Here is a 12320-nt window from a genome sequence, read left to right as displayed (position 1 = left end):
CGATCCGAGAGAGGTTGTCCCCTATGAATTCCCGCTCGCCACTTCCCGGATTCGGCCGCCGGCGATTCCTCGAGGCCGCGGGCCTCGGAGCGCTCGCGGTCACCGGCATCGGAGCGCTGGCCGCCTGCGGCACGAAGGACTCGTCGGGTGCCGCGAAGGCACTCACCGAAGTGCGCTACGCACTGATCGGCGACGGCAAGGCCGAACCCGGCACCGTCCTGTCCCACAACCTCGGAGGCTTCGACCTGGCCTCGGATCTCGGCGTGCCGGTGACCTATCCGTCCGGCTTCCCTGCATCGCTGCCGGTGATGGAGGCCATCAAGGCCGGTAGCGTCGACTTCTCGTTCGCCACGGCCACCGCCGTCATCTACGCGATCGGCGGCAACGTCCCGGTCGTGCCGCTCGTGTCCTATCCGCTTCCCTCCAACGAGGTCGACATCCTCGTCCCCAAGGGATCCGACATCAAGAGCGCCGCCGACCTGCGCGGCCGTCGCATCGCCGACCACCAGGGCACGACGGGCACCTACAGCCTGGTCAAGTACCTCGACTCCGCCGGGCTGACAATCAACGACGTGGACTACGTCAATCTCACTGCCGCCGATGCGGAAGCCGCCTTCGCCCAGGGGAAGGTCGACGCGTGGATCAACTGGCAGCCCACCATCGAGCTGGCCCGGCGCAAGCACAACGCGGCAACCCTGCCCGGAGTGAAGACGTACGACTACGCGTTCTTCGTCGCAAGCGAGGATTTCGCCTTCGATCATCCGGAGGTCGCCGCGACACTTGCCCGCAACGTGCGCGACGCCCAGCGCTGGGTCGAGGCGAATCCGGAGACGGCGGTCGACGAGTTCACGGCGCTCGGCGGGTTCGGTGACTCGACGCTCGAGCGGGACGTCTACCTCGATCTGGTGAAAGCCCGGCGATTGTCCTACTCCGGGGCGGGGCAGTTCACCGCCGTCGACGAAGGAGCGATCGCCGGCACTCAGGATCTCGCCGACAACTTCCACCGGCTCGGCGTGTACCCCGAGCCCGTCGATGTGCAGACCTGGTTGTCCGACAGCAGGTTCGACTCCGTTCGTGCCGCCGTCGCCGCTGAACTCGCCCAGGCCTGACCGTTCACCTCAGGAGACTCTCGTGACCGCACAGATGCACCTCGCTGCCTTCGTCACCGCCGGACCCGGACGACCGGGCGGGTGGCGCCACCCCGGCTCGGTGCCGGGATGGCTCGACGCCGACTACTACCAGAACATCGCGCGCACCCTCGAGCACGGCCGCTTCGACCTCGCCTTCTTCCCGGACATCCTGTCCGTCCCGGACCGGTTCGGAGGGAGCACCGATTCCCAGCTCCGCTACGGTGCTCTCGGCTCCCTTCGTATGGATCCGCTGCCGATCATCGCGTCGATGGCCGCCGCAACCCGGCATCTCGGACTCGCCGCGACCGTGTCCACCACGTACGCGCAGCCGTTCAACCTCGCCCGCACCTTCGCGACCCTCGACCACCTGACCTCCGGCCGCGTCGCGTGGAACATCGTCACGTCGTTCCAGGAATCGGAGGCCCGCAACTTCGACCTCGACGAGCAGTTCGACCGAGCCACCCGATACGAGCGTGCCGACGAATTCCTGCAGGTCACCGGCAAGCTGTGGGACAGCTGGGACGACGATGCGCTGGTCCTGGACCCGGACGAGCCGCTCTTCGCCGAGCCGGCCAAGGTGCATCGCATCGATCACCAGGGCCGGTTCTTCTCGGTGCAGGGACCGCTCAACGTGCCGCGCCCGCCCCAGGGGTACCCCGTCCTCATCCAGGCCGGAGCCTCCGCGAAGGGCAAGGATTTCGCCGCCCGCTGGTCGGACGTGATCTTCTGCAGTCACGCATCGAAGGAGTCGGCGCAGGCGTTCTACACGGAAATCAAGGAGCGGGCAGCGAAGTACGGCCGGGATCCGGAGTCCGTCAAGATCCTGCCCTCGATCACGCCGGTCGTCGGCCCCACGTCGGCCCGCGCGAAGGAACTGGCCGAGGAGATGTTCGAACTCGTGCCACCGATCGGTGGATTGTCCACCCTTGCATACCATCTCGATGTCGACCTGTCGACGTTCCCGCTCGACGAACGGCTGCCGGAGGTGGAGGTGGCGGGAGTGGAGGGTCACTACAACGAGGTTCGCGAGATCACCGAGCGCGAGGGCCTCACCCTGCGTCAACTCGGCAAGCAGTACGGCGGGCGTTACGAGGGCGGGTTCATCGGGACCGCGGCCGAGGTCGCCGACGGCCTGCAGGAGTGGTTCGAGGACGGTGCCGCAGACGGATTCACGCTGCAGGCACCCCACCAGCCCGGCGGATTCGAGACGTTCGCCCGTGAGGTGGTGCCCCAGTTGCAGCGGCGTGGAATCCTCCGTACGGAGTACACGGGTGCCACGCTGCGGGAGAACCTCGGCCTGTCCCGTCCCGGGCACGGCGAGTGGGCCGAGCGCGCCGGAGTGCGCCCGTGAATGCCGGGCAATTCGCACACCATCCGGACGCGGTGGACGCGGCGCCGATCGCCGATGCAGTGGCCGTCGGCACCTCGGCCGGCGCCCCGGGCAGGTTCGTGCTCAGCGCTCGCGGCAACCACTTCGTCAGCGATTCGAGGCTTGCCGACGGTGAGGCCGTTCATGCCGGGGAACTGCTGCTGTCCGCGCTCGCCTCCTGCGCCCTCGCGAACATCGAGCACAATGCCGCCTCGGACGGACTCGAACTCGATGCACTCACCGCCCGCGCGTCCCACGTGCGGGGAACGGACGATCCGACCGTCTACGACCGGACGCTGCTCGAGCTCGAAATCCACGGCCCCGGGGTCCGCGACGCGGAGGAACTGGCCGCGAAATTCGTGGCCACCTGCCCGATCTACAACACGATCAGGCGCGGCAGTGGGGTGGAACTGCGCCTCAACGGACGAGGGCTCGCCCCCGTCGCGTCCGAGTAGGACGGGGGCGAGCCCGGTCCGCCTACGCCTCGGCCAGGCGTAGTTTCGTGGTCACCTGCGCGAGGCGGGTGATCCGGGCCCAGTCCCGGGTCTGCACCGCATCGGCGGGGGTGAGCCACGAGCCCCCCACGCAGCCGACGTTGGGCAGCGCGAGGTAGTCGGGGGCGGTTGCGACCGAGATCCCGCCGGTGGGGCAGAACCGGGCCGCGGGCACGGGGGAGTGGACGGACGCGAGGAACCGGGTGCCCCCCGCGGCCTCCGCGGGAAAGAACTTCATCTCGCGGTAGCCGCGTTCGAGGAGCAGCAGCACCTCCGAGACGGTCGCGGCACCCGGCAGGTGCGGCAGTCCCGTGTCGGTCATGGCCTTCAGCAGCGACTCCGTCGCGCCCGGCGACACCAGGAAGCGCGCGCCGGCCGCCGCGGCCTGCGCGGCCTGGCCGGGTTCGACGATCGTGCCGGCACCAACGGTGATCTCGGGAACCTCGGCGGCGATCCGCTCGATCGCCTCGAGGGCGCACGGGGTGCGCAGAGTCAGCTCGATCATCGGCACACCGCCGTCGACGAGGGCCCGGGCGATCGGGACCGCGTCCGCGGCATCGTCTATCACGACGACGGGAACGACGGGGGTCACGTCCAGCAGGCTCATCGGGGTCTCCTTCACGCGGGGTTGGGTTGGAAGACGCTGGCGCCGAGGGTGGCCGGGCCCACGGCGGCCCGCAGGCCCGCGAACAGTTCCCGGCCCGTGCCCGTCCAGGCGTCGTCGGAGGGGGCGTGGCCGGTCGCCACGCGGTCGGCGAGTGTGGCGTCGGACAGGTGCACGCACAGCGAGCCGGCGACGGCGTCGACGGTGATCAGGTCGCCGTCGCGGACGCGGGCGAGCGGGCCGCCGGCCGCGGCCTCGGGCGTGACGTGGATGGCGGCGGGAACCTTGCCGGACGCGCCCGACATCCGGCCGTCGGTCACCAGCGCGACCCGGCGCCCGCGGTCCTGCAGCACCCCCAGCGCGGGGGTGAGCTTGTGCAGCTCTGGCATTCCGTTCGCGCGCGGGCCCTGGTAACGCAGCACCGCCACGACGTCGCGGTCGAGTTCGCCCGCCTCGAAGGCCGTGAGGAAGTCGGCCTGGTCGTCGAACACCCGGGCCGGCGCGGTGACGATGTGGTGCTCCGGGGCGACCGCGGACACCTTGAGCACGGACTCGCCGAGGTTGCCGTCGAGCACCTTGAGCCCGCCGTCCACGGCGAACGGGTCCACGACGCCGCGCAGCACGGTGCGGTCCAGGCTCTCGGACGGCCCGGCCTCCCACTGCAGCGTCCCGTCGCGCAGCCGCGGCTCCTGCGTGTACCGGTGCAGACCGGGGCCGGCGACGGTGGTGACGTCGTCGTGCAGCAGGCCCGCCGAGAGCAGTTCCGAGACGACGACACCGAGCCCGCCGGCGGCGTGGAAGTGGTTCACGTCGGCCGCGCCGTTGGGGTAGATCCGGGCGAGCAGCGGCACGACGGCCGACAGGTCCGCCAGGTCGCGCCACGTGAGCGTGATGCCCGCGGCCCGCGCGATCGCCACCAGGTGCATCGTGTGATTGGTGGAGCCGCCGGTGGCGAGCAGTGCGACGCAGCCGTTGACGACGGCCCGCTCGTCGACGACCTCCCCGACCGGGGTGAAGGCGGAGCCGAGCGCGGTGAGGCCGGTGACGCGGCGCGCGGCCTCGTCGGTGAGCGCGTCCCGCAGCTCGGTGCCCGGGTTGACGAAGCTCGCGCCGGGCAGGTGCAGGCCCATCACCTCCATCAGCAGCTGATTGGAGTTCGCGGTGCCGAAGAACGTGCACGTGCCGGCGCCGTGATAGGACGCGGCCTCGGCCTCGAGCAGGTCTTCGCGTCGGGCGCGGCCCTCCGCGTAGAGCTGCCGCACCCGGGCCTTCTCGCCGTTGGGCAGCCCCGACGTCATCGGCCCGGCCGGGACGAACACCGTCGGCAGGTGCCCGAAGCCCAAGGCGCCGATCAGCATGCCGGGGACGATCTTGTCGCAGACCCCGAGCATGAGCGCGCCGTCGAACATGTCGTGCGACAACGCGATAGCGGTGGACATCGCGATGACGTCGCGGCTGAACAGCGACAGCTGCATGCCGTCGCGGCCCTGGGTGATGCCGTCGCACATGGCCGGGACGCCGCCGGCGAACTGTGCGATGCCGCCCGCCTCGAGGACCGCGGCCTTCAGCCGCGCCGGGTACTCCTCGAAGGGCCGGTGCGCGGAGAGCATGTCGTTGTAGGACGAGACGATCGCGATGTTCGGCTTCACCAGCCCGCGCAGCGCGGACTTGTCGGCGGGCTCGGCCGCGGCGAATCCGTGGGCCAGGTTGGCGCACGCGAGGCGCCCGCGGGCAGGCCCCTTGTCGGCGGCGGCGCGCAGCCGCTCGAGGTAGGCGGCACGCTCGGCCCGGCTGCGCCGGACGATGCGGTCGGTGACCCGGGCGAGAACGGGATGGACGTGGCTCATGAGGAAGGTCCTTCGTACCAGGCGCGGCCATCGCGCTCGATGAGGGTGATCGCGTCGGTGGGGCCGGACGTACCCGCCGGGTAGCGGCGCGGCACCCGGCCGGTGCGGTCCCAGGTCTGCAGGATCGGCTCGACCCATGCCCACGCGGTCTCGACCTCGTCGCGACGCATGAACAGGGTCGGGTCACCCCGCACCACGTCCATCAGCAGCCGCTCGTACGCGTCGGGGGACGGACGGTCGAACGCGTCCACGTAGTTCAGATCCAGCGACACCGGACGCAGGCGGATCCCGCCGGGCCCGGGTTCCTTGGCGGTCATGTGCAGGCAGATGCCCTCGTCGGGCTGCAGCCGGATCACCAGGCGATTGGGTTCGGTGGCGCCCTCGGCCCGGGGGAACATCGGGTGCGGAACGTCCTTGAACTGCACCACGATCTCGGAACTGCGCTTCTCGAGACGCTTGCCGGTGCGCAGGTAGAACGGCACGCCGGCCCAGCGCCAGTTGCGCACCTCCGCGCGCACCGCGACGAAGGTCTCGGTGCGGCTGTCCGGGTTCTCCACCTCGTCGCGATACCCGGGCACGGCACCGCCGTCGACCAATCCGGGTCCGTATTGCCCGGTGACGGTGAATCTTTCGACGTCGTCGGGCGTCATCGGCCGCAGTGCCTGCAGCACCTTGAGTTTCTCGTCGCGCACGGTCTCGCGGTCGACGACCGTCGGCGGTTCCATCGCCACCAGGCACAGCACCTGCAGCAGGTGGTTCTGCAGCATGTCGCGCAGCGCCCCGGAGGTGTCGTAGTAGCCGCCGCGGGTGCCCACGCCGAGGGATTCGGAGACGGTGATCTGCACGTGGTCGATCCACGTCGAGTTCCACAGCGGCTCGAGCAGGGTGTTGGCGAACCGGGTGACCAGCAGGTTCTGGACACTCTCCTTGCCGAGGTAGTGGTCGATGCGGAAGATCTGCGACTCGTCGAACACCTCGCCGACCGCGTCGTTGATCGCGCGGGCGGACGCGAGGTCGCGGCCGATGGGCTTCTCGAGCACCACCCGCGACGTCGGCTCGACGAGTCCGTGCCGGGCGAGGTGATGGGAGATCGGCCCGAACAGCGAAGGGGCGCAAGCGAGGTAGAACACGCGCACGGAGTCCGGGGCCAGGACGTCGCGCAGGGCGGACCAGTCGTCCCCGCCTGCGAAGTCGACGCTCACGTAGTCGAGGCGGTCCAGGAACCGCGTGAGGGTGCCGGCGTCCAGCAGGTGGGCGGGTACGAAGCGCGCGAGCTCGCCGCGGACCTTGTCGCGGTAGCCGTCGGTGTCGAGGCCGGCGCGCGCGGCGCCGACGATCCGGCTGCCGGGCGGCAACTGGCCGTCGTGATCGCGCAGGTAGAGGGCGGGCAGGAGCTTACGGACGGCGAGGTCGCCGGTGCCGCCGAAGACGACGACGGTACAGGGGGCGGCGGGTGACATGGCTTGTCCTCCCGAATGAGGGGGTGAGGGCTGTCACTGGCAACCGTAGAGCATCTTCCGCACTGAAACAACAAACTTACGCATTTCTAAGAACAAAGTCCGGTCCGACGCAGCACGCCGCGGCTGCACGAGGCGCTCTCGGGTGCGGTTCCTTGGTTCAATGGCGGTATGAGCCGATCCTCCAGCGCGCCCGCCACAGCGGGCGAGGTCTTCGCCCTCGTCCGCGCCGGCGCCGCGACCACCCGAAGCGAGATCGGGCACCACACGGGGCTCTCCCGCACCGCCGTCGCCGCCCGGGTCTCGGCACTCCAGGACCTCGGCCTCGTCGTCGAAACGGAGGAGGGGCCCTCCACCGGTGGGCGTCCACCGCTCACCCTCACCTTCGGGGCCGGCGCGGGCATCGTGCTCGTCGGCGCGATCGGCCGCAGCCGCACCCAGCTCGCCGTCTGCGATCTCGCCGGGGAACTGCTCCGGACCGAGGATCTCGAGCAGGAGATCGGGGCGAGCCCGGGCGAGCTGATGCCGAAGATCGTCGCGCACCTCGCCGACCTGCGCGACGCGCTCGGTCCCGGCGCGCCCCGCACCGTCGGCATCGGGGTGAGCCTGCCGGGCACGGTGGACACGGTCCGCGGCTGCAGCCTCGACTCGCCGATGATGGCCGGCTGGGATGGTGTCGAGCTGCAGCCCTTCCTCGCCGGCCTCGGTGCGGCGCCGGTGTTCGTCGACAACGACGCGAACGTCATGGTGCTCGCCGAAAGGCTCGGCGAACGACGGAAATTCGATGACATGCTCCTCATCAAGGCGTCCACGGGCCTCGGCGCGGGCATCGTGTCGGGCGGTGTGCTGCAGCGCGGCGCGGTGGGCGCGGCCGGCGAGATCGGGCACACCAAGACCGCCGCCGCGCAGGGCGTCCTGTGCCGCTGCGGCGACGTCGGCTGCGTCGAGGCGATCGCCGGGGGCTGGGCCCTGGTCCGCGACCTGCAGGAGCAGGGCCGGGACGTGACCCACATCCGCGACGTCGTAGCCCTCGCCGTCGGCGGGGATGCGGAGGCGCGCCGCATGATCCGGGACAGCGGCCGGCGGATCGGTGAGGTGATCGCCGGTGCCGTCAACCTCCTCGACCCGGCGGTGCTCGTCGTGGGTGGCGACATGGCCGAGGCCTACGACGTGTTCGTCGCCGGACTGCGCGAAACCCTTTATCGCGACGCGGTGTCCGTGGCCACCCGCGCCCTGCAGATCCTGCCCTGGTCGCACGGCGATCGCTCCGGGATGATCGGCTGCGCCTCCATGGCTCTCGACCAGGTGCTCAGCGTGCGCGCCGTGGACCGGATGGTGGCCGAGCGGGGCCGCTGATCCGGCTACTCCGCCGGTTGACGGCGGATGAAGTCGGCCATACCCGGGACGGTGAAGGCGATGCGACCGTGCTCCGGTGCCCAGATCAGGCCCTTGCGGATGGCCGAGTTGCGGACGTCGCTGACACCGGTGGCGGTCGAGCCCATCAGCTGGGCGACCTTCCCGGACCGCGGGGTCTCCTCGCCGGTGGCGGCGAGCGCGGTGAGGTAACGGCGCTCGCGGTCGGTTGCCCGGTTCCAGCGGGACGGGAAGAATCCCTCGTCGAGGTGACGCCGGCCCACCTCGACGGCGAGTTCGGCATCCTCGAGCTGAAAGGGGCTGTGTGGAGCGATGTTCCAGATCGCCTTCCCGTACTCCTGGAGGAAGTACGGGTAACCGCCGCTGGCCTGGACGAGCACGGCGAGCGCGTCGTCGGTGAAGTCCCCGCCCTGACGGCGTACCGGGATGCGCAGGGCGTCGGCTGCGGCCGCCGGGGTGAGGGGGCCGATGGTGCTGTAGAGGAACTGTCGCTCCGCGTACGAGCGGTTGCCGGCCAGCACCGCGGGAAGATTGGGTAGTCCGGCGCCGATGAGGAAGAACGGCCATTCGCGCTGGCTCGCCCGGTGCTGGACGGCGAGCAGCGCCGACAGCAGATCGGAGTCGAGGTCCTGCATCTCGTCGATGAACAACCCGAATGCGCTGGATCTGGGCCGCAGTTCGGCGGTGATCGCTTCGACGAGTTCCTCGAGGTCGAGATCGATGTCGCCACTGGCTGCCGGACGCTGGTCGAGGGAGAAGCTTGCGGTCGCCGGGCCGAGGCCGAGGCCGAGGGAGAAGCCGCGGGCGAGGTCGATGAGCGGGTCGATCGCGTGCTGGATCCGGTGCTTGCGGCTGTAGCGGCGCAGTCCGACCGTCAGCTCCTGGGAGAGCTTGGCGCGGACCGCGGTGGTGCCGGCCTCGCTGGGGCGGGCCTCGATGGCGATGGTGAGCCATCCCTGCCGGTCGGCGTGCTCGACGAGGGTGTTGAGCAGGGTCGTCTTCCCGACCCCGCGCAATCCCGACAGGATCGGGCCACGGTCGTAGTTCTGCCGTTTGCTGCGGGCGACCAGGAGTTCGAACGCCCCGATCTGTTCGTCGCGCCCCTCGAGCGCCGGCGGCCGGAGTCCGGAGCCGGGCTTGAACGGATTGAGCTCGAGGTCCATGGGGCGAGTATAGAGACTTATGGAGTTCTATCTGAAGTTCTCCATAACTGACCATAACGTCCCATAGTCGCCCGCAGACACCAGACTTTTTTGCACTCTGGGGGCAATGGTGCAATCATGCACTCTATGGATGAAAGTGCAACAACTCCGTCCGGGCGGCGGAACCGCCGGATGGAGCGCACCAGAGCCGCACTCGTCGGCGAGGCGCGCGCGCTCACCGCCCGACATGGTCTTGCCGGGTTCACCGTGGAGGAACTCTGCGAGCGGGTGGAGATCTCCCGGCGCACCTTCTTCAACTACTTCCCGTCCAAGGAGGACGCGGTCCTCGGCGAGCCCCCGCTCAGCCTGACTCCCGAGGAGGAGGACGCCTTCGTGGCCGCCGGGCGGCACGACGGGGACGGCATCTCCCCCACGCTGCTCCAGGACCTCGTCGCGGTGATCCTCGCCCAGATCGGGCGCACCGACTTCACCCGCGAGCACGCGAAGCAGTACCACGACATCATCCACCGCGAGCCGCAGCTGCTGCCCCGCATCCTGCACAACGGCGAGGCCCAGCTCCGGCGGTTCGCCGAGGTCGTCGCCCGGAGAGAGAACCTGCCTCCCGACGATCCGCTGCCGCGGACCGTCGTCTACGCGCTCGCCGACATCACCCGGCACACCGCCGACGAGTTCTTCGGCGACGACACCGATCGACCCTTCGCGGAGCTGCTGCTCCGCAACCTCGACATCGTCCGGCGACTGTTCGGGCAGCGACTCGACCCCATCGAAACGGCAGGAAACCCGTGACCGCAACGTCGTCCCGGCCCGCGGCACCACCGTTGGTGCTCACGCAGCGCCGGATCTGGCTCATCTTCTCCGCGCTGATCGCCGGCATGCTGCTGTCGAGCCTCGACCAGACCATCGTCTCCACCGCGATGCCGACCATCGTCGGGCAGCTCGGCGGCGTCGAACACCAGGCCTGGATCACCACCGCCTACCTGCTGGCGACCACCATCGTGATGCCGATCTACGGAAAGTTCGGCGACGTGTTCGGCCGCCGCACCCTCTTCCTCGTCGCCATCGCGGTGTTCACCCTCGCCTCCGCCGGCTGTGCCTTCGCCACCGACTTCTGGTGGTTCGTGATCTTCCGCGCGATGCAGGGCCTCGGTGGCGGCGGCCTGATGATCCTCTCCCAGGCCATCATCGCCGACATCGTCCCGGCCGACCAGCGTGGCAAGTACCTGGGTCCGCTCGGTGCGGTCTTCGGTGTGGCCGCCGTCGCCGGCCCCCTGCTCGGCGGCTTCTTCGTCGACCACCTGACCTGGCACTGGGCCTTCTACATCAACCTGCCCGTCGGCGTGCTCGCCTTCGCGATCGCCTGGTTCACCCTCACGCTGCCCACGAAGCGGCCCGAGAAGAAGGTCGACTTCCTCGGCGTGCTCACCCTCTCGGCCGCCACCACGTGCCTGATCCTGTTCACGGACTTCGGTGGCGACCGGGGCTGGACCGATCCGCTGACCCTCGCGCTCGCCGTCGGAGTGCTCGTCGCGGCAAGCCTTTTCGTCCTCGTCGAGTCCCGCGCCGAGGATCCGATCATCCCGCTGTCGCTGTTCCGCAATCCGATCTTCGTCAACGCCACCGCGATCGGCTTCACCGTGGGCCTCGGCATGTTCGCGGCGCTGGCCTTCATGCCGACGTTCCTGCAGATGTCGTCCGGCACCTCGGCCGCGGTCTCCGGCCTTCTGATGATCCCGATGATGGCCGGCCTGATGGCCACCTCGATCGCCTCCGGCATCGCGATCACGAAAACCGGTCACTACAAGGCGTATCCCATCGCCGGTGCCCTCGTCACGGCCGCCGCGATGTTGTGGCTGACCACCCTCGAAGGCAGCACGCCGCTGTGGCTGATCTGCACGATGCTGTTCACCCTCGGCCTCGGCCTGGGTCTGATCATGCAGGTGGTCGTTCTCGTGGTGCAGAACGCCGTGCCGCCCACCGAGATCGGGACCGCGACCAGCACCAACAACTACTTCCGGGAGGTGGGCGCGTCCCTCGGCGTGGCGGTCTTCGGCACGATCTTCACCAACCGGCTGGCCGAGAAGCTCACCGCCGTGTTCACCGGAGCCGGGGCCTCCCCGGAGCAGGCCGGCCAGGCGACGGCGACGCTCGATCCCGCGGCCCTGAACCAGCTGCCGGACTCCGTGCGCACCGGCGTGGTCGACGCCTACGCCGACTCCCTCGCACCGGTGTTCTGGTACCTGATCCCGTTCCTGTTGGTGGCCTTCGTCATCGCGTGCTTCCTGCGGCAGATCCCGCTGTCGCACGAGGCGGGCATGGTCGCCCGCGGTGAGGCGGTCACGGAGGAACAGCTGACGCACGCGGCAGGCGCGCGACCGCACCCCGCCGAGGCCGAGGCCGGGAGTCGCCCGGCCCCGTGACGGCGTCCAGGCGCGCGGGGTCGGCCAGCGCCGCCCGAAGGCGGGACAACGCGCGATGCTGACCCACACGAACGGCGCCGGGCGTCGTCCGCAGGACGGCGGCGGACTCCTCCACAGACAACCCCTCGACCACCCGCAGGCGCAGGATTTCGCGTTGCCTGCGGGTGAGCGTCGAGAGCAGCGCGTCGACGTGCTGCCGCTCGCAGCGCAGCACGCGCAACTCCGGACCGTCCCTCTCGCACACGGCGTCCGGCGGATTCCCGCGTGCGGCCGCGGCGTCGGCGGTGTCGAGGGCCTGGGTGGGAGTTGTCATCGAGTCGTGCCTTCCTTGCTGTGGCATGACGCATCGCGTCCGTTCACGCACCCACACAACCGGACGACCCTCGGGCGTCCATGGGAGTGAGCCGTGGATCTGCTGGGAAGTGCGCCTTCGGTGAACCCGACACGTGTCGGGGACACCGGTCA

The 12320-nt window shown here is 70.0% G+C and carries 11 protein-coding genes; 6 read left to right on the top strand and 5 right to left on the bottom strand.

Features of this window, described 5'->3' with window-relative positions:
* Positions 1 to 23: 23 nt before the first annotated feature.
* From HFP48_RS26660 to HFP48_RS26650, 3 genes are read left to right on the top strand one after another with little or no spacing between them, the layout of a single operon-like run.
* A complete protein-coding gene (locus tag HFP48_RS26660) occupies positions 24 to 1109 on the top strand; it encodes an NrtA/SsuA/CpmA family ABC transporter substrate-binding protein (protein WP_050036111.1) in 1086 nt (361 codons plus the stop codon).
* 34 nt (positions 1110 to 1143) lie between these two features.
* Positions 1144 to 2481 (top strand): LLM class flavin-dependent oxidoreductase, encoded by a 1338-nt coding sequence (locus tag HFP48_RS26655; RefSeq protein ID WP_168580666.1) that lies wholly within the window; start codon positions 1144 to 1146, stop codon positions 2479 to 2481.
* Entirely contained in the window at positions 2478 to 2954 is a 477-nt protein-coding gene (locus HFP48_RS26650; protein WP_235431134.1) for an OsmC family protein, read from the top strand. The genes HFP48_RS26655 and HFP48_RS26650 overlap by 4 nt, the downstream gene beginning before the upstream one ends.
* Before the next feature lie 22 nt (positions 2955 to 2976).
* On the opposite strand, the gene eda is transcribed toward HFP48_RS26650, so the two are convergent.
* The 3 genes from eda to zwf are packed head-to-tail and all read right to left on the bottom strand — an operon-like array spanning position 2977 to position 6904.
* Positions 2977 to 3600 (bottom strand): bifunctional 4-hydroxy-2-oxoglutarate aldolase/2-dehydro-3-deoxy-phosphogluconate aldolase, encoded by a 624-nt coding sequence (gene eda / locus HFP48_RS26645; RefSeq protein ID WP_043799984.1) that lies wholly within the window; start codon positions 3598 to 3600, stop codon positions 2977 to 2979.
* Between the two features lie 11 nt (positions 3601 to 3611).
* The gene (gene edd, locus HFP48_RS26640) at positions 3612 to 5444 is read right to left on the bottom strand and encodes a phosphogluconate dehydratase (RefSeq protein WP_168580385.1); all 1833 of its coding nucleotides are present in this window, start codon (positions 5442 to 5444) and stop codon (positions 3612 to 3614) included.
* A complete protein-coding gene (zwf, locus tag HFP48_RS26635) occupies positions 5441 to 6904 on the bottom strand; it encodes a glucose-6-phosphate dehydrogenase (protein WP_029546630.1) in 1464 nt (487 codons plus the stop codon). The genes edd and zwf overlap by 4 nt, the downstream gene beginning before the upstream one ends.
* A 168-nt stretch (positions 6905 to 7072) precedes the next feature.
* Between zwf and HFP48_RS26630 the strand changes: the two genes are divergently transcribed.
* Positions 7073 to 8257 carry an ROK family protein gene (locus HFP48_RS26630; protein WP_050036109.1) on the top strand — a complete coding sequence of 395 codons (1185 nt, stop codon included), beginning with the start codon at positions 7073 to 7075 and terminating at the stop codon, positions 8255 to 8257.
* Positions 8258 to 8262: 5 nt separating this feature from the next.
* Here HFP48_RS26630 and HFP48_RS26625 read toward each other — a convergent pair whose 3' ends face one another.
* A complete protein-coding gene (locus HFP48_RS26625) occupies positions 8263 to 9438 on the bottom strand; it encodes an ATP-binding protein (protein WP_102800201.1) in 1176 nt (391 codons plus the stop codon).
* A 171-nt stretch (positions 9439 to 9609) separates the two neighbouring features.
* Here HFP48_RS26625 and HFP48_RS26620 point away from each other — a divergent pair, with 171 nt between their 5' ends.
* Entirely contained in the window at positions 9610 to 10224 is a 615-nt protein-coding gene (locus tag HFP48_RS26620) for a TetR family transcriptional regulator (protein WP_050036107.1), read from the top strand.
* On the top strand, positions 10221 to 11855 hold the full coding sequence (locus tag HFP48_RS26615; RefSeq protein ID WP_006944088.1) for an MDR family MFS transporter: 1635 nt from the start codon (positions 10221 to 10223) through the stop codon (positions 11853 to 11855). The genes HFP48_RS26620 and HFP48_RS26615 overlap by 4 nt, the downstream gene beginning before the upstream one ends.
* Here the strand turns inward: HFP48_RS26615 and HFP48_RS32140 are convergent.
* Positions 11773 to 12168, bottom strand: coding sequence for a sigma factor-like helix-turn-helix DNA-binding protein (locus HFP48_RS32140; RefSeq protein WP_050036106.1), 396 nt, complete (start codon positions 12166 to 12168; stop codon positions 11773 to 11775). The two genes, HFP48_RS26615 and HFP48_RS32140, sit on opposite strands and share 83 nt — an antisense overlap.
* Positions 12169 to 12320: the final 152 nt, after the last annotated feature.

Origin of the sequence: Rhodococcus sp. DMU1 (assembly GCF_012272955.1) — a bacterium.
GTDB lineage: Bacteria > Actinomycetota > Actinomycetes > Mycobacteriales > Mycobacteriaceae > Rhodococcus > Rhodococcus aetherivorans.
Note: the sequence above shows the minus strand (reverse complement) of the source record. Positions and strands in the feature narration are given on the sequence as shown.